Origin of the sequence: Dethiosulfovibrio faecalis, assembly GCF_021568795.1 — a bacterium.
In the GTDB taxonomy this organism is placed as follows: domain Bacteria; phylum Synergistota; class Synergistia; order Synergistales; family Dethiosulfovibrionaceae; genus Dethiosulfovibrio; species Dethiosulfovibrio faecalis.
The window spans coordinates 1-18,025 of the sequence record NZ_JAKGUE010000004.1 but is presented as its reverse complement, the minus strand read 5'-3'; the positions used below and the strand labels follow the sequence as shown (position 1 = coordinate 18,025).

The 18,025-nt window shown below is 51.0% G+C and carries 13 protein-coding genes and 1 tRNA gene; 12 read left to right on the top strand and 2 right to left on the bottom strand.

What is annotated here, in order from left to right; translation table 11 throughout:
• Positions 1 to 6: 6 nt before the first annotated feature.
• Positions 7 to 2,634, bottom strand: coding sequence for a bifunctional acetaldehyde-CoA/alcohol dehydrogenase (adhE, locus tag L2W58_RS04910; RefSeq protein WP_236102019.1), 2,628 nt, complete (start codon positions 2,632 to 2,634; stop codon positions 7 to 9).
• Positions 2,635 to 2,892: 258 nt separating this feature from the next.
• Between adhE and L2W58_RS04905 the strand changes: the two genes are divergently transcribed.
• The 5 genes from L2W58_RS04905 (at position 2,893) to L2W58_RS04885 (ending at position 8,944) form a co-directional block, all read left to right on the top strand.
• Positions 2,893 to 3,069: a hypothetical protein gene (locus tag L2W58_RS04905; RefSeq protein WP_236102018.1), complete on the top strand. Its 177-nt coding sequence runs from the start codon at positions 2,893 to 2,895 to the stop codon at positions 3,067 to 3,069.
• Between the two features lie 161 nt (positions 3,070 to 3,230).
• Entirely contained in the window at positions 3,231 to 5,282 is a 2,052-nt protein-coding gene (locus tag L2W58_RS04900; protein WP_236102017.1) for an acetate--CoA ligase family protein, read from the top strand.
• Complete coding sequence (gene plsY / locus L2W58_RS04895) at positions 5,282 to 5,893, top strand: glycerol-3-phosphate 1-O-acyltransferase PlsY (protein WP_338033068.1); 612 nt, start codon at positions 5,282 to 5,284, stop codon at positions 5,891 to 5,893. Before L2W58_RS04900 ends, plsY begins: the two co-directional genes overlap by 1 nt.
• 85 nt (positions 5,894 to 5,978) lie before the next feature.
• Positions 5,979 to 6,458, top strand: a complete 480-nt coding sequence (locus L2W58_RS04890; protein ID WP_236102015.1) for a CtsR family transcriptional regulator — start codon at positions 5,979 to 5,981, stop codon at positions 6,456 to 6,458.
• 11 nt (positions 6,459 to 6,469) lie between these two features.
• A complete protein-coding gene (locus tag L2W58_RS04885; RefSeq protein WP_236102013.1) occupies positions 6,470 to 8,944 on the top strand; it encodes an ATP-dependent Clp protease ATP-binding subunit in 2,475 nt (824 codons plus the stop codon).
• On the opposite strand, the gene L2W58_RS04880 is transcribed toward L2W58_RS04885, so the two are convergent.
• Entirely contained in the window at positions 8,923 to 10,623 is a 1,701-nt protein-coding gene (locus L2W58_RS04880; RefSeq protein WP_236102011.1) for a phosphodiester glycosidase family protein, read from the bottom strand. The genes L2W58_RS04885 and L2W58_RS04880 overlap by 22 nt on opposite strands.
• Positions 10,624 to 10,771: 148 nt before the next feature.
• Here L2W58_RS04880 and L2W58_RS04875 point away from each other — a divergent pair, with 148 nt between their 5' ends.
• From L2W58_RS04875 to L2W58_RS04845, 7 genes are all read left to right on the top strand, one after another.
• On the top strand, positions 10,772 to 12,868 hold the full coding sequence (locus L2W58_RS04875; protein ID WP_236102009.1) for a tetratricopeptide repeat protein: 2,097 nt from the start codon (positions 10,772 to 10,774) through the stop codon (positions 12,866 to 12,868).
• Between the two features lie 103 nt (positions 12,869 to 12,971).
• On the top strand, positions 12,972 to 14,066 hold the full coding sequence (locus L2W58_RS04870; protein WP_236102007.1) for a RelA/SpoT domain-containing protein: 1,095 nt from the start codon (positions 12,972 to 12,974) through the stop codon (positions 14,064 to 14,066).
• A gap of 91 nt (positions 14,067 to 14,157) precedes the next feature.
• The gene (locus L2W58_RS04865; protein ID WP_236102005.1) at positions 14,158 to 14,901 is read left to right on the top strand and encodes a peptidylprolyl isomerase; all 744 of its coding nucleotides are present in this window, start codon (positions 14,158 to 14,160) and stop codon (positions 14,899 to 14,901) included.
• A gap of 77 nt (positions 14,902 to 14,978) precedes the next feature.
• Positions 14,979 to 15,054, top strand: a tRNA-Ala gene (locus L2W58_RS04860).
• Between the two features lie 167 nt (positions 15,055 to 15,221).
• Entirely contained in the window at positions 15,222 to 16,625 is a 1,404-nt protein-coding gene (locus tag L2W58_RS04855; protein ID WP_236102003.1) for a dihydrolipoyl dehydrogenase family protein, read from the top strand.
• A gap of 60 nt (positions 16,626 to 16,685) precedes the next feature.
• Positions 16,686 to 17,213, top strand: coding sequence for a chemotaxis protein CheX (locus L2W58_RS04850; protein ID WP_236102001.1), 528 nt, complete (start codon positions 16,686 to 16,688; stop codon positions 17,211 to 17,213).
• Between the two features lie 161 nt (positions 17,214 to 17,374).
• Complete coding sequence (locus L2W58_RS04845; RefSeq protein ID WP_236101999.1) at positions 17,375 to 17,806, top strand: MarR family winged helix-turn-helix transcriptional regulator; 432 nt, start codon at positions 17,375 to 17,377, stop codon at positions 17,804 to 17,806.
• Positions 17,807 to 18,025 lie beyond the last annotated feature (219 nt).

Here is an 18,025-nt window from a genome sequence, read left to right as displayed (position 1 = left end):
TGCGTTCTATCTTTTCTTGAATCCCTTCAGGTAAAGCTCTCTTATCTCCGATATCAAGGGATATCTGGGGTTGTTGCCGGTGCACTGGTCGTCGAAGGCCAGCTCGCTCAGTTCGTCCACTTTGGCCATGAAATCCGCTTCGTTGACCCCTGCCTCCTCGATGGTCGAGGGGAGGTCGAGGTCCTTTCGTAGCTTCTCTATGGCTGAGATGAGCGCCTCTATCCTGTCGTCGTAGCTCTTGCCAGGCAGCCCCAGGTAATCGGCCACCTTTGCGTACCTCTCCTTGGCCTCGGGGTACTTGTACTGGGGGAACGCCGCCTGTTTTCTCGGTGCAGAGGTCATGTTGTACCTGATGACCTCTGTTATTAGTATTCCGTTGGCAACCCCGTGAGCCACGTGGAATGCCGAGCCCAGTTTATGGGACATCGAGTGGCACAGTCCCAAGAAAGCGTTGGCGAAGGCCATTCCGGCCATCGTCGCAGCGTAGTGCACTTTTTCCCTGGCCTCGGGATTGGAAGCTCCGTCCCTGTAGGACGCCGGTAGATAGGTGAAAAGGAGTTTCAGGGCCTCCATGGCTATGCCGTTGGTGTAGTCGGTGGCGGTGGTGGCCACCAGTGCCTCCAGGGCATGGGTAACCGCGTCTATCCCCGATGCCGCAGCCACTCCTCTGGGCATGGACAGCACCAGGTCCGGGTCCACTATGGCCATGTCAGGAGTGAGTTCGTAGTCCGCTATGGGGTATTTAACCCCTTCCTTATCGTCGGTTATGACAGCGAAGGGAGTTACCTCCGAGCCGGTACCGGAAGTCGTGGGGATTGCGACCATTATGGCCTTCTTCCCCATTTTAGGGAACTTGCAGACTCTTTTTCTTATGTCCATGAAGCGCATGGACAGTCTGTCGAAACGGACCTCCGGATGCTCGTAGAGCAGCCACATGATCTTGGCCGCGTCTATGGGAGATCCTCCGCCGAGGGCCAACACCACGTCGGGGTTGAAATCCTTCAGCCTCTCCAATCCCTTCTGGATGGTGGAGATGTCGGGATCGGGTTTGACGTCTGCGAAGATCTCGATCTCCATGCCCATGGCCTCCAGATGTTTGGTCACCTTGTCCGAGTAGCCCAGGTCATACAACGGGCGGTCCGTCACGAGAAACGCCTTTTTACGGCCCTCCAGCTCGTTCAACGACTCGGAAAGGCATCCGGGCTTGAAATAGACCTGGGAGGGGACGCGAAACCACAGCATATTCTCTCTTCTTTCCGCAACGGTCTTCAGGTTGATAAGATGACGGATTCCGACGTTTTCGCTGACGCTGTTGCCTCCCCAGGAACCGCACCCCAGAGTCAAGGAGGGCTCGAGACGGAAGTTGTAGACGTCTCCAATTGCTCCTTGGGAACTGGGCATATTTATCAGGACCCTGCCGGTGGACATCTTTTCGCTGTAGGTCTTTATCCTGTCCCTGTTGCTGGGCTGGGTGTAGAGAACCGAGGTGTGCCCCATCCCGGCGAAGACCACCAGTTTGGAGGCCTTCTCCACGGCATCGGAGAAGTCCTTGGCCCTGTAGAGTCCCAGGACAGGGGATAGCTTCTCGTAGCTGAGGGGTTCGTCGGAGCCTATCTTTTCCGCCTCTCCTATCAGGACCTTGGTGGTCTCGGGAACCTTGAAACCAGAGAGCTCGGCTATCTTGTGGGCCGGTTGGCCGACTATCTCCACGTTCAGCTTTCCGTCCTGGATTATAGTCCTTCTCAGCTTTTCCCTCTGGTCGTCGTTAAGTATTATGGCACCTCTCTCGGTGAACTCTCTGTACACCTTATCGTATACGGTTTCACACACGATCACCGATTGCTCCGAGGCACATATCAGTCCGTTGTCGAAGGTCTTACTCAGGAGTATGGAGTTTACCGCCATTTTTATGTCGGCGGTCTCGTCTATCACAGCGGGGGTGTTCCCCGAGCCTACCCCTATGGCAGGCCTGCCAGACGAGTAGGCGGCCTTAACCATACCGGGACCGCCGGTAGCGAGGGTCATGCTTATGGATCTATGGGACATGAGGTACTGGGACCCTTCGACGGAAGGTTCCTCTATGCAGGCAACAATGCCTTCCGGAGCTCCTGCCTTGACGGCGGCATCGTGTATCAATTTTGCCGTCATGACGGTACATTTCTTGGCTCTGGGGTGAGGGGAAAATACGATCCCGTTTCTGGTTTTCAACGCCAGCAACGCCTTGAATATGGCGGTGGAAGTCGGATTTGTCGTCGGGATTATTCCGGCCAGGACCCCCAGAGGTTCAGCTACTCTGAAGAAACCGTTGGTTTCGTCCTTTTCGACGATGCCGCAGGTCTTGTGATTACGGTACTTGTTGTATATGAATTCGGAGGCGAAATGATTCTTTATAACCTTGTCTTCCACTATGCCCATGCCGGTTTCATCCGAGGCCGCTTTGGCTAGGGGAATTCTGGCTTGGTTGGCCGCCATGGCCACCTGGAAGAAGATCTCGTCGACCTTTTCCTGACAGTATGTGGCGTATTTTTCCTGGGCCGCTTTGGTCCTGGATACCAGCTCATCGATCTCTCTCGGTACATCTCTGACGGGTTTTTCGGTCGTCTTTGTGTCTTCTTGGATTTTTTTGGTGGCCATTTTGTAGAACCTCCTTGAAAAATATTATTAGGTAAAACAATAACTATCGCATAGCTTGATAGGTATTGTAATCACATTCACAAATAAGTCAAGGGAGATCCTTATGGGTCAGAAGAGACAGATTTTACCGATAAAGAGAGGTCGTTTTTTGCTGCTGTAGAATTGAATACAGAGAAAAGTTTGCCTTCGATTCTTTTAAGTGTATAATCGAAACAGATACGTAACCGAACCATATCATTTTTCAGTGAGGTGAATCGATTGAGCGTAGCTGAGACAAAGGCGCAAGCACGTTCGGCGGAAAACTCACGGTATGAGGCCTTCCGGGGTAAGAGGTTTCTGAAACGTAAGGTTCTGGTTCGAGAAAGACTTAAGCTGTTCGGATTCGAGGTCAACACCGAGGTAGGGCAGGAAGAAAGCGACGTCGATTGGCGGTAATTTGAGGATTGAAAAAGGGACCGGTTTTAACCGGTCCCTTTTTCAATCCTCGTGGTATACTCGCATTTTTATCGGTTTTATCATGGATGGGGTTGTAAATAAATTTGATAAGAGAGGTTTTCCCGATGTCATATGAAGACAAGTCCTTTTCGTATCGATCCATGGAACGCCTTTTTCGCCCCAAGAGCATTCTGATAATCGAGGATTCTCTAGGTGGCGGAGTGATCTCGCGGTTGAGGGCTCTTCTTCACGGTTGGGGTTTCTCCGGCGAAGTCGTAGCCATCTCGGAAGAGAACTCTACGTCAATGGAGGACCTGTCTTTTGTCCCCGATCTGGCTATGATCCTTTCCTCTTCGGCTTTCTCTTTGAAGGCCTTGGATCTCTGTTCCCGTGTAGGGGTTCCCTACGTTGTGCTGTTGTCCCGCCTGGAAGGTTCGGGCCGGGATCATAAATCCATTCTGGAGAGGGTCCTCTCCAGAGGTACCAGATTTATCGGTCCCGAGTCTCAGGGGTTCGTCAATTTCGTGGATTCCATACCGATAAGTTGTTCCAGTGCTCTGGATCTCAGTCAGGGAGAGGAGGGGCATGTTGCCTTGATCTCTCAGAGCGGAGCGTTGGGTTTTTCCGCTTTGGCCATGGGGATCGATTCAGGGGTTCGTTTCCGTTACATGGTGACCACAGGGGTCTCCATGGATCTGGACATGATAGATATCGGACGTTGGATCGTGGAGGACCGCGAGGTAAGGCTGATTATATTTTATATCGAGGGCATGCCTGATGGGCGGGATTTCCTCTGTTTGGCTCAGGAAGCCAGAGCAAGGGGGATATCTGTAGCGGTAATGAGAGGCGGAACGTCGGAATGTGTCAGGGATAGGGTCTTGGACAGATATGGCTTAGGTTCGTCTACCGATGACGGTATATGGAGAGCCGTGGCGAAGCAGTTCGGATTGGTCCTGTTGGACGATCTTGAAGAGCTGATAGATATGTCGAGAATTATAGGGGAAGGCGGAAGGGCATCGGGTAGCAACGTGGCGATTCTCTCCCTTTCCGGTGGTATCGGGGTTATCCAGGCGGATAAGTGCGTTTCCCTAGGGCTTAACGTGGTGGATTTATCCGATGAGACCAAAGAAGAGCTGTCGAACGTGCTTCCCTTAGGAAGCATATCCCAAAACCCTGTAGTCGTCCCTCATTCAATTGAAAATCCATTTTCCGTTTTGTCCGATGCGCTCTGTATACTTCAAAGTGCGAATGAGGTCGATGCAGTCATAGTGGATGTGCCGATCATGTCCGCCGGAGGGGCCGAGTTGGTGGCTGATGCCTTGATAGGCACGGTTCGCCCTGATTCGAAGCCCATACTGTGTTGTTGGTTGATAGACGATGCGCACGGCAACCACGCTTTGGAGAGGCTTCGTAGGAGCGGGATACCCCTTTTCGATAGCCCTAGAAGATGTGCGGATGCTCTGGTCTCCCTTTTGGGTATGATACAGACTCCGGTTTCGTCCAAGTTGGAATGTTCTCCCTCCGGTGCCTCCGTTCTGGATCTGTATCCGAAGGATCTCAACGAACACGACGCCACCGAATTTATCGGTCATTACGGCCTCTCCCTGGTCAAACAGCGTTTCTGCCGTTCTTTGGACGAGACCCTGACGGCCGGTAACGAGATCGGCTATCCTGTGGTCCTTAAGGTAGTTTCCACGGATGTGTTCAGCAAGAAGGCCGCCAGAGGCATAGCCCTGAGTCTCAGGACGGAGGAGGAATTGCAGAACGCCTACGGCCGTATACTGGAGAGGACAGGGCGCTCATGTCCGGGGGCGGTCATAGACGGGGTGCTGGTACAGGAGATGGTGGAGGAGGGCATCGAATGTATGATAGGGATGAAGAGAGATCCCGTCTTTGGTCCAGTCATAGCCGTAGGTTTGGGAGGGGTCCTCTACGACGTAACTAAGGACCTGGCCCTCAGACTCGCTCCTCTGGAATTTTCCTCGGCTCTGGAGATGGTCGAAAGCCTCAGAGGGTATCCTCTTTTTTCCGGCTTGAGGGGAACGGAAACCCTGGATTTTAAATCTCTTGCCGGTGAGGTCGTGAAGGTATCCAGATTGTCCTGTGCCGAGCCGGACCTTCAGCTTTTGGATATAGATTCGGCCTTCGTGACCTCCGAAGGCGTTAAAATAGCCGACGCATACGCCTTCAGGGCGAGAAAGGATAATGTCTGATGTGGCGTTTATTAGTCTCTTCCGCCTGGTTGGTACTGGGATACCTGGCGGGGTCTTTCCCTACCGCTTATCTGGTCGCACTGCGTTTCAGGGGCATAGACATAAGGACCTACGGTTCCGGTAACGTAGGGGCTACCAATCTGGGAAGGCTCATGGGGAAAAAATGGGCTTTTTTAGTGGCTATAGTGGACATGCTCAAAGGAGGAGTCGCGGTATTCCTGATCAGGCTTTTGGGAGCATCCGAGCTCACTGTGGCTATGGCGGCTTTCGCTGCCGTCATGGGCCATAACTATCCCATATGGCTGGATTTTAAGGGGGGAAAGGGTGTCTCTACCACCTACGGAACCCTTTTCTTCGTAGCTCCTCCAGGGTCGATGATAGCCGTTCCTCTCGGCGGACTTCTCTGGCTGGCTATCTTGAAGATCGGAGGATACGTCTCACTTGCCTCGATCCTTTCGTTATTCGGCTTGGCGTTTATTCTTCTCCTTTGTGGAGTTCCTGCTCCTTTTGCTTTGTCGGCCTTTGGCTTAGCCGTTTTATCTACATGGAGACACAGATCCAACATAAAAAGGCTTCTATCCGGTCGAGAGTCAAGGGCCCGATCTAAATAAGATCAGCGAAGCTCTGACCTATTGACTATTTTTGACCAAGCGGATAAAATGTCGATAATATAGTATATGGACAGGGGGAGTTATGGTGCGGAGCCTCACCGAGGTCATAGAGAGTCACATAATAGAGCTTCTCGAGGGAAACGACGAGGACGTTGTGTCTCTTCGTAGAAAAGAGCTTGCCGAGAGGTTCGGGTGCGTCCCCAGTCAGATAAACTACGTCTTGAGGAGCAGGTTCACCCCCGAGCGGGGATATCTCGTAGAAAGCCAGAGGGGCGGGCACGGCTACATAAGGATTCTACGGATATGCTACGAGACTCCGGAGGCCAGACTCCGTCATCTGGACGACCTGGTAGGAGACAGCATTACCGAACAGGAAGCTAAGAGATTGTTGGTTTCCCTTCAATCCAGGGGCCTTCTTGATCTGAGGGAGAGGCTATTGATAGAGGTAGCATTGCGTCATGTGGACGATATGGGAGAATCGGTCTTCGATGTATCTCCCTATAAGAGAAACGTTCTCCAGGCCGAGCTTCTCAAGAGAATGCTTCGCAGCCTGGTTCTTTCGTGATGGAGGGTAGTATGTGGCAGTTTTTTACAGAGAGAAGTAAGAAAGTCATACAGCTGGCCCATAGAGAGGCCCTTCGATTGGGGCACGATATGATCGGAACGGAGCATATACTCATGGGATTGGCTCTGGAGAACGGCGGGGTTGCCGCACAGATCCTTTCCTCTTTGGGGTTGCCGTCAGACGAGTTGTTGGTGGCGGTTGAGGCCAGCGTTCCGCTTGGAGATCCTATAAAAAAACCGATGGACCTTCCTTTGAGTCCCAGAGCCAAGAGAGTTCTGGATCTCTCCATAAGGGAAGCCAGGAACATGGGGGTCAACTACGTCGGCACCGAGCATATTTTGCTCGGTATTTTTTCCGAGGGAGAGGGCATGGCGGTACAGGTCCTTAGAAATATGGGACTGGAACCGGCTGAGGGCAAGAAACAGGTTCTTCGGTTTCTCTCAGGAGGAGAGGGCGATGGCAAATCCTCGAACAAACAGGAAAGAAAGGACCGGAATAGAACGCCGATTCTGGATCAGTTGGGGATAGATCTCACCGAAATGGCGGAGAAAAACGAACTGGACCCCGTCATAGGCAGGAGCAAGGAGATTCGCAGGGTCATCCAGGTCCTTTCTCGAAGGACCAAGAATAACCCTGTGTTGATCGGAGATCCCGGGGTCGGAAAGACCGCTATAGTGGAGGGGTTGGCCCAGAAGGTCCTATCGGGAGATATCCCGGAGAATCTTAAGGAAAAGAGAGTTGTTCAGCTGAATATGGGCAATCTCGTAGCCGGGACAAAATACAGAGGCGAGTTCGAGGAGAGAATGAGAAAGCTGGTCGCCGAGTTGAAGGAGTGTCGGGACGTCATCCTCTTTATCGACGAGATCCACACCATAGTAGGGGCGGGAGGGGCGGAAGGTGCCATCGATGCGGCTAACATCCTGAAGCCCAGCTTAGCTAGAGGGGAATTTCAGGTCGTAGGAGCCACTACTCTGGAGGAATATCGTCGTCATATAGAGAAGGATGCGGCACTGGAGAGACGTTTTCAGCCTGTCAAGGTGCATGAGCCCAATCTGGAAGACACCTTCCTTATATTGAAGGGATTGAGAGATAGATACGAGTCACATCACAGGGTGACCATAACCGATCAGGCCCTGGATGCGGCGGTAAAACTGTCCTCTAGATATATAACCGATCGATTTCTTCCGGATAAGGGAATCGACCTCATCGACGAGGCTGCAGCTCGTGCCAGGTTGGACACGATGGAACTTCCGGAGCCCCTGAGAAAAATGGACAGGGAGCTCGAACGAATAAGGAAGGAAAAAGAATCGGCGGTGAATTCTCAGGCTTTCGAGAAGGCCGCTAAGCTTAGAGACGACGAAAATCGACTTTCCGACGAGCTGGAGAGGAGACGTCGCGAATGGGTCTCTCGACAGAGCAAGGAAGTTCCTGTGCTTACAGATGAGAACGTGGCTCAGGTCGTCTCCGAGTGGACCGGCGTCCCTGTGAGCCAGCTCACAGAGGAGGAATCTAAAAGACTTTCCCGTATGGAGGATGATATTCACCGTCGTCTTGTCGGACAGGACTTGGCGGTCTCCGCGGTCTCCAAGGCTATCAGAAGAGCTCGTAGCGGACTTAAAGATCCGCGGCGTCCCATCGGAAGCTTTCTCTTTTTGGGACCTACAGGGGTAGGCAAGACCGAAATGGCTCGTTCTTTGGCCGATTTCCTTTTTGGTTCCGAAGAAGCTCTTGTGACCTTGGATATGAGCGAGTTTATGGAGCGTCACGAGGTCTCTAAGCTTATAGGAGCGCCTCCTGGATACGTCGGACACGAAAGCGGCGGCAAGCTTACCGAGGCAATAAGAAGAAGGCCTTATTCAGTTATACTCTTCGACGAGATAGAGAAGGCCAATCCGGACGTTTTCAACTTGCTTCTTCAGATCCTAGAGGAAGGTCGCCTTACCGACGGTCAGGGTAGAAAGGTGGATTTTCGAAATACCGTGGTAATAATGACCAGCAATATAGGTGCCAGAAATATCGTCAAACGTCAGGGATTCGGTTTTGCCACCGGTAGCCGAGAGGGCTTTTCGGACTGGGCCAACGTCTCCAAGAGTATAGACGAAGAGGTGAAACGGGCTTTCCGGCCGGAGTTCTTGAACAGAATAGACGAGCAGGTGGTCTTCAGCCCTCTTAGCAAAGATCAGATGCTCGGCATTCTGGACGTCATGTTGAGGGAAGTCAGGGAAAGACTCTCTGAAAAGGGTATTCGACTTACCGTCTCTGCCAAGGCGAAGGAGCTAATCTTGGAAAAGGGGTATGAGCCTCAGTATGGAGCCCGACCTCTCAGAAGGACCATACAGAGGCTGCTTGAAGATCCTCTTGCGGATATGATACTGGACGGGAGTTTAATAGACGGTTATACCTCTAGGGTCGGAGTCTCCCGTGGGGAACTATCGTTGCGTTGCGTTCCTCCCAAAAAAGGAGATCAGCGAAAGGTCACAGCGTAGGGTAGGGGGCGTTCTCTCCCCTCCGAAGGTCGGTTTACTGTGATCCCCTTCCACCACATCTGGCTTGATCCGCCACCGTCCATGTTTATCGCTTTTAAGAGGCCTGCCTGTCTGGCTATGAAGGCTGCCTCGGACAGCGTGGCACCGTCGCTATGCCACGACGAACGACCGTCTATGACGATCCAGCATAACCTATCGCCATCCCAGCCCGCTAAGGTTCTGGGGTGGCGTTTGTTTATTATCGAATCGGAAAACCATTCGGAGGAGAATGGTCCTTCCAGACCGAGGATCATAGGTCCCGCTTGAATTACCTGTTTTGTCCCGACCATAGCTTCATCGGACCAGATGGTCTGAAGCTTGATCTCAGCCGCATCGGAGAGGGGACCTAATCCGGATGTCCTTAAATATAAGATGTTTTCTTCCGGCTTCATGAAGTGATTCGATCCAGTTGACTTTCTGACCTTGACCGTCTTTGACCCTTGCAATAGAAACTCCGTTCCGTTTCCCTTGATCGAGGTGGCGAACTGTCCGAAATGAGGGGTGTAAAAACCTATTTTGCCCTCGGACGTCGGTTGGTTGATGGCCGATATCGGAAGGCCATTATTTTCACATTCTGCCGACAGTCGATAGGATCCGTCTCCGAAATAGACCATATCCTGATCCCAGCCGATGGCGGATCTGTCCTTATACGTCGGTGACACAGGTACATCGTCTATAACAATCGTTCCGACCGGCCTGTTTTTCCAGAAAAAACCGGCGTTTACCGCTGCCGTAGACTTGGAATGCTCTCCTATCTCGCTTAGGGAAAGCTTTCTGGCTCCTATGGAAGGAGCTGTAGTTATATAGGTCTTCGATGGAAGAGCCTTTATCATGCACCAGAAAAGAGTTCTTCCTCCTCCTCCGATCGGCAAGATGGAGGTCTTTCCGAATTCCCTGGGGACTCCTTTCGCCAACAACCATGCCTGAGCGTAGTTGTTGTAGGGACCTATTCTGACCGAAAAAGCACAGTCGGTCCTCTCTATGTAAGACGGCAAATTAAGCTTATTCAGCTTTTTTAGCATCGCTTTAGCTTTTTCCTCCGTGGCGCTTTCGGACAGGGCGATGGCCCACCCCTTAGGTGGACGGCCCACCCCTTCTCTATGTAGATATAGGGTATAGCACGGGCTGTTCAGGGTCATGTCCCATCTTAGTCCAGAGACAATCCTATCTTTCAGCCAATCGGTCAGTTCTTTCAGGTCATCCTCTTTCAAAGTTTCGGAGGGGGAACGGAGCAGGTTGGAAGGCATCTTCGGTTCTGTTTCCCCTGCCAAGTTTACGTATGGTTCCAGATAGGGAGGCAGCTCTCCCGTTATATGACCAAGTGAAGCGACCAGTTGAGCCTCGTGTTGCCAGCCCATCGCTCTGAACGAAAAAGCTATGGCCTCTGCTTTGCTGATCTCTATGTCCGGATAGAACCTGTCGGAGGGGAAAAGTATTCCCATGGAGAAGGCCGATTCCACATAGCGTGAGCTTGGATGATCCTTAGGAACGTCGGAAAAACTTTTTCCGTTCCAAAGAGGAAGGCTGAGTGCGGATATTATCTCGGACAGGGCTTCCCCTCTGTTTATGGCGGCCGCCGAAGTGGATATAACTAACACCATTAGAAATCCTACCGTTATCTTTGAGGTGAGATGTCTCAATATTTTACCTCCCCGATTCGCTCGATTATGTTAGAGTCGATTAAAATGGTACCATAAATACGGTGTATATGGACAGATCCTCTCTTCCTTGTGCTACAATGACTCTTAGTGTAAATATAAACACCAAGAGTGGGAGGTATCGGCAGACATGGAGAAGAATCTGGAGACCTGGATTCGAGAACCACGTAAAAAACTGGATCCCGATGTTATGGGTTTCCCTGTAGTCTTCTCCAATAAAGTCGACGACGGTATCCCCGAGCAGTTGGAGGACGTCTTCTCCTCTCCCATCGATTTTATAAAAAAAGACGAGACCCCAGGACGATCTACCGAGGAGGTACTCCCCGAGGATAACTTTGATCTCATGGGTTCGGAAATCTCCGACTCGGCAGAAATCCCTGGCCCTTCGTCCATAGATGACGTCTATGAAGAGCCTGAATCGGACTCCTATCCTGAAGAAGAGTCCGACGAACCGCAGTTCCCCGCCGCTTCAGAGAAGGAACCTCTCTCCTCTATGGACGAAGAGGCTATAAGGGGTATGGAGGACCGAATTCTCTTTGATGAGGCTCCTGTATTAAGCTCCGAAGACATCTCTGATGAGGAGAAGGTTTCTGGCAGCTCGAGCTACGATTCGCTCAAAAAGGGAAGAAAGATCTCTCTTCGTCGGAGATATGTTCTCCTTTCGTCCTTGGCTCTTGCTGGAGGGGTTGCCCTTTTAGTTTGGACCTCAATGGAAAATCCAACGAGAAAACTCGAAGAGGCGGACCGAATGTATTCTTCCGGAGATTTTGAAGAAGCCGTAGACCTTTACGAAAAAGTCGAGATGGAGAGAGCTCTCCCCATCCGGTCTCTGTTAAACAAGGGAGAGGCCCTTTTGATTGCTGAAAGGTATGCAGAGGCTCTGGATTCCTTCTATGGGGCCTTGGCGTTATCCCCTGAAAGCCCTGATATTCATCGAAAAATAGGATCGATTTTATCTCATCTTGGTTCATCCGCTCAAGCGGAGAAGAGCTACAGGGAGACCTTGAGGCTAGATCCTGGCGATAACGAAATACGTCTCGAATTGGCCCGTTTGCTTTTGGATAGGTCTCAGCCGTTGGATGTCCTTCGATTGATCGATGAATCTCCGACCGAGATGTCCGGAGATGTGGTGAACTCGCTCAGATCGGATGCGCTGGACCTCCTTTTGCCGGTGGCGGAGGTAGAGGATCTTCTCTCCGAGGATCTGTCGGGAGATCTTTCGACTATCCGCGATGACTCCTCCGTCGTGTCCATGGATAAGATCTCCGAAGACTCGGAGACCTTTACGGTGGAGGTCCCCGTAGAGATAGTCGAGGACAAAAACGGGGAGAATAGGGAGGAAGAACCTCAACCGGTGAAGACTACGGAGGATGCTGGATACGAGGTCGCCTCGGAACCGAAATTCGTTTCATCTGAAAAACCGGAGAAAAAGAAAGAGAGAAGAGACGTAAAGAAGATCACCCGAGAGGAAACAAAAGAGACGGAGACCCGAGGGCCTAGCCCTGAGGAGCGTCACTTTATGGTCTTGTTGAGTTCCTCCCGCAGTATAGGGGCTCAGGATTCGGATGTGCTGAGACGACTCGTCGATAGAAACGCGGTATCCTCTCTCTTTCGGTTGGGAAAGGCCTATAACACGGCAGGTCGTTTCAGGGAAGCTTTGCTTTTCTTGGAGAAGGGGCTGCTTTTAGGCGATAAAAACTCTCGTCTTTTGCTGGAAGCAGCCTATAGCTGTGCCTCCATCGGCAGAGATCATGACGCCATGGCCATGGTGCAGCATATATTGACCAGAGGGCACGACGTGTCTTTGAAGGGCGATCCTCCTTCTGTCTTGGTCTACAGATCGAAGAATACCTGGGATATCGGTTGGAACGACGGCGACAGCACGATGAAGAACGCTACGCTTTATACCGAGGAAGAAGGAGTCTCAATCCCCGGTCTGATTGCGCCTAAAATCGGTCTCGACATGTACGATCCTCTGAAAAAAGCCATAGAGCTTAACCCTGACGGGAAAGAGCTGTACATAGATTTTATGGCTCTTACTGTCAAGACCGCTCCGAACGCCTCTTCAAGTATTCTGAAAGCCTCCGCTATGGCCATGGAGGCCCACGGTCTTTTCGTCTCCGGACGACGGAACGAGGCATTGGTATTGCTCGATACAGTTGAGGAGCTATCTCCTTCTGTGGCTTTTTGGAAAGAGCTGAGGGACAGTTTTTCAACGAAGATATAAAAACGGCATTTCCAATTTTCCCTTTTTCATCTATACTTTTTAAGGCGTTTTATCTTTTTACGTTAGGGACATATCGATATCAAGCACAGGTGGTGGTCGCAGAATGCAGACTCAGAAGGTCGAGGAGTGGGGGTTTCAGTACATCCAGCGCTACTCCATGTACCAGGAATTTGTGAGAAGAATGAAAAACCTTCTCCAAGATCTAATCGAAAGGGAGCATGTGAAGGTATATGCTCTTGAGGGATGGGCTAAATCCCCGGAGGATTTTATCCGTGACCTTACGGAAAGCGGTAAGGTACTACCCGCCGATCCGTTTAAGGATATGCCCGACTTGGCTACGGTGAGGGTCCTCCTGTATTTCCCCAGCGATGCTATAGCGGTGGAGAAGACGATACAGGAGGAGTTTCTGATAGACCTTCCCAGATCCACTACCAGCAAGGATCTTGAGGACCCCGATATATTTGGCTATCGCTCTATAGTGTACGACGTTTCTTTGAAGTCCGATCGAAGCAGGTTGAGAGAGTGGGAGCGTTATAGAGACCTAAAGCTTCATCTTCAGGTACGTACGATGTTACAGGAAGCTTGGGCTACCATCAGTCCCGAGATAGCGGGGGCCACTGATGTAGTGACCAAGGGCAAGCTAAAGAGAAAGCTTTCCAGGGTAAGCGCCCTTCTAGAGGAAGCGGACGAAGATTTTCACTATCTGAGAGAAGCCGCTAGGGGATTGGCCATACCTGTGACGCCCGATCGGGCCAAGCCCATAATCGATAATTCTCCTCCCGAGGAGAAAAAGCCCCTGGACAAGGAAGATTTGAGAGAGCTTTTCGAGAAATCCGACGGAGCGCTCTACTCCCAGTGGTCCGAGGCGGCTAGAGAGACGGGCTTCCCCGGGTTTGTGCCAGACGGTTCTTATTTGGAGGATAGCCTTGACTATCTGTGTCGCATATTCAAGGCGGCCGAGATCGATTCTGTATCCGAGGTGAGAGAATTTCTCTCGTCGATGGAGGTGGACGACACCGGCATGGAGCAACTTAAGACGGTCTACTCCGCATTCGAGGAAGATATATCCTCTTGGAAAGTGGACGGCTACTCTGCGGTGTTCCTGTTGGTCTTGAACATGAAGTGGGATGTCCTTCAGAACAAAGATCTCATGGGGTTGGGCATAAAAATGGGGTCGGATAGGATCAAGGGAGTTTGATCCTATTATGTGTGGCTTGTTTTACCTGTGCGGAAGGGCGAGAGCCCTCCTTTTTTGAAATTTCCAGATCCGGCGGTAAGGAGGGTGCCTTTTGATCTTCAGGGATTTTCTACGGGGCCTTTTGGCCTTCATGGTCGTCCTTTTGATTTCCGATCTTGTAGTGGCGGAACCCTGCATCTCCAAGGTCGGAAGCCAGAAGGTGACCGAGGACGACCTTGTATATCTTTTATCCAGACGTATGGACAGCGACCTAGACGTAGCGGCTCTGGCCTGGATGGGGATGGATTCCAAACAGAGGAAAAACTTTGTCTCCCATGTGGAGGACGTCCTGTTTCTCTCCGAGGCCTCCCGATTGAAGGGGTTGGGGCTGAATCGGGACGTGGTAAGGAAAATCCGTTGGGATGGCATCAACACCTTGGCTAAAGCCTATGTCGACAGAATAAGTCTGACTTGGGATCTCTCCGAAGAGGCCCTTCGAGAATTCTATTCGTCCAACGGCGAAAGATACAGAGCTCCAGAAAAGGTTTTAGCCGAGGTCAGGTACTCCGGAGATCTCGACGACTGCGATATCGAGATGGGAGAACCACGATGGTTCAGCTTGAATGACGTCCCCGATGCCCTTAAGGAGTTTTTTTTCGTCGATCTAAAACTGGGAGATGTCCCTCCCGTGCGGTCCTCCGATGGTGGTCTGTGGATGGCGAGGGTATTGGAATTTCAGGGCAGTCGAATCTTGCCTTTTGACGTGGTAGAGGACAGGGTTAAAGAGGATCTTAAAGGGGCCTATTTGGAAGAAGAGCTGCGTAGACTGAGGGGGAGGATTCTCCCTATAGACTGATGCAAAAGGTGTTGACAGGATCGTCCTCCTAACATATAATTCTCCCTGTCGTCGCGGGGCGTCGACATAAGTTGATCGGGGCTATAGCTCAGTTGGGAGAGCGCTTGAATGGCATTCAAGAGGTCAGGGGTTCGAATCCCCTTAGCTCCACCATTGTCTTTTAGGGTCCACTCTTTGGAGTGGGCCTTTTTTTGTGGTTTTGAGTCCTCGTTCTTGTGGGTTATTGTGTCGTAGCTCTGATTGCTTTATTCTTTATGGGATCTTTTTAAGTGGTATAGTATAAGACATATCTAAACTCGTGTCTTTAGGGAGGGGTAGATATGAAAAACTATGACTTGATAGTGATCGGGATGGGGCCGGCCGGTATGGCGGTATCCGCTATGGGGGTCTCGATGGGCTTAAGCGTCCTCTCGGTGGAGAGACGTAAAATTGGCGGAGAGTGTCTTAACTGCGGGTGTATCCCCAGCAAGGCGTTGTTGAAAGGAGCCGAGGCTTTTCATGGCCTTAAGAGGCTATCCTCCTACGGAATCGAGATCGACGCCGATATCCTGAAAATCTCTCCTATGTCGGTGGTTAGGGGCAAGATAGACTCTATAAACAGCAAAAAGACGATGAAGATGTTCGAGAAGGTTTCCCTTATATCAGGAGAGGCCGTTCTGGATGGACCAGGCGCCGTCAGGGTGAATGACCGTACCTACAGAGGGAAGCGGATATTCATAGCTACAGGGACAAGTCCATCTATCCCTCCTATTCCTGGATTGAAAGATATCCCCGAGATGTTGACGAACGAAAACCTCTTTCAACTCGAGGAGATACCCGAATCGATGACTATCATAGGCGGAGGTGCTATAGGCAGCGAGATGGGGCAGGCTTTTGCCAGATTGGGAGCGAAGGTGGCCATCGTACATATGGATCCCCATCTGGTGCCGACAGGGGACGAAGCTGCAGGACGTTTGTTAGAAAAGGTTATGTTGGAAGAGGGCATTACTGTACGGAATTCCGCTTCGATAGACAGAGTAGAAAAGAAGGAAGGCAGGATTTTTCTCTATTCCGGAGGAGAGGTCTTCGAGTCCGAAAAACTCCTTGTGGCGGCTGGAAGGGTCCCTAGCATATCCGATTTGAGGCTGGGCGAGGTTGGCGTAACCTACGATAAAAAGGGGATCTTCGTGGATCAACGTATGAGGACAAGCGTTAAAAATATATACGCCGTAGGGGACTGTAACGGGCAATATCTTTTGTCCCATGCGGCTATGCACCAGGGTATGCTGGCTTTCATGGATGCCTTGTCCCCTTTAAGCCTACCTTGGACTCGCAGAGATCGATATGTAGTTCCCTGGGCGGTGTTTACGGAGCCGGAGATAGCTCAAGTAGGGCTTACCGAGAAAGAAGCCTTAAAAAGAGGACTGAGCTACGATGTGTGCGAGAAGAAGTACAGCTCGTATGGCAGGACCGTAGCTGACGGTCATCCGGATGGGTTCGTGAAGATTATAGTCGGAAAGTCTGGTAAAATTCTTGGAGCGACCGTTGTAGGCGAAGGAGCGAGTGAGCTTATTCAGGAGTGGACCATGGCTATTCAGGATAGACGGAGGATGACTCACATAATGATGACCCAACATCCTTTCCCGTCTGTGGGGACCATTAACAAGATGGTCGCGGAGGAGTGGATGATGTCGAAGATGAGATCTCCTGTCCTTGGGAAACTTGCCCGCTTTTTCTTGAGATGATCCGATAAGATCCAAATTCCGACCTGATCGTCGTAGGAGGGATCTTGAAGGGGGATTATGATGGCTGATCCTGGAAGGGAGTTTAGAAAACTCCCGATAGAGACTTTGACGGCTTTGGTGCAGTCTTTTCAAAGAGGGTTCTATCGCTTTAACGAATCCATGGGCATAGACGTTCATTTCCTGAGGCGGGAGACCTCGCTTTCCTATTCAATCCCTTACGGCGTTATAATCGCCATGATAGGGATAGTGGGCGACTGCAGAGGCGGTCTCTCCGTGATACTGGACCAGGCAGGTTTTAGTCGTTACGTAGGAGCTTTGACGGGCGGCATTATCCGTCCCGATGTGGAGGATGCCATCGCCCTCAGTTCCATCGGGGAGATGTTGAATATGGTGGCAGGCAGAATGGCTCTCGAGATGAGCAAGGAGGGCTTCTCGGTGGATATTACACCTCCTCAGACCTTTTGTGGCGAGAGAATAAGACAGGTCGAGTCGGAAAGAACGGCTCACATAATATTGCCTTATCTCCTGAGCGAGCGAGACAGTGAAGATGGGGTGGCCCATCTTGTAATCAATAGCCCTAATCTGTAGAGGTAAAGAGAGTTCCTTCAGGGAGCTCTCTTTTTTAAGTCTCTAGTGTCTTTAGTTATAGCTAAAACCGTTAAAATGACTATCAAGCCATTTGATTTTGTTGTCTAGATGTGGTATAAAATCTCGAGTCCGAGTTATTTGAAGGCGGGGTGTGTTAAAGAATGATAGAGGTTAAGGACGAAAAAATAGAGGATATGACCGATCTGCTTGTGGAATTTTGTGAAAAATTTAGCGGATGGGAGGGAGCTGTCGCCAAGTTGGGAAGGCTTTCTCCTGCTCAGATGAGGACCATCGGTGTTATCGGTCGCAATCGAAACCTGCGAATGAAGGATATCGCGGAAAAGATGGAACTTACGACCGGTACGGTCACGGTCATGGTCGATAGATTACAGGAAATGGGGTTGGTCGAGAGGTGTAGGAACGAGATGGATCGTCGTTCCTACAGAATCGTTCTCTCCTCCAAGGGAGAGGATTACTTCCAGCAGCACAGTCAAAAACAGCGTGAGCTGGTAAAGAGACTGGCTTTAAAGCTGAACGACGACGAGCAGGATAACCTGATAGGCTTTTTAGGTAGATTTTTAGAAGCTCTGTAATATTCGCCAAAACAGAATATGTTTTATCGATCTAGAGGGGGGGCGGCATCCATTGCTGTTCTCCCCTCGGATTTGAGACGAGCCCTTGACATGATAGGTCCAGATGATCCTTCATCGGTTTATAGTGGACCCGGAAAAATGGACCACCGAGTAAGTTGCTAGGTTAAGGTCAAGAACAGGCTGCTGTATCATAGGTCTCAGAAAGAGGGGGACATAATG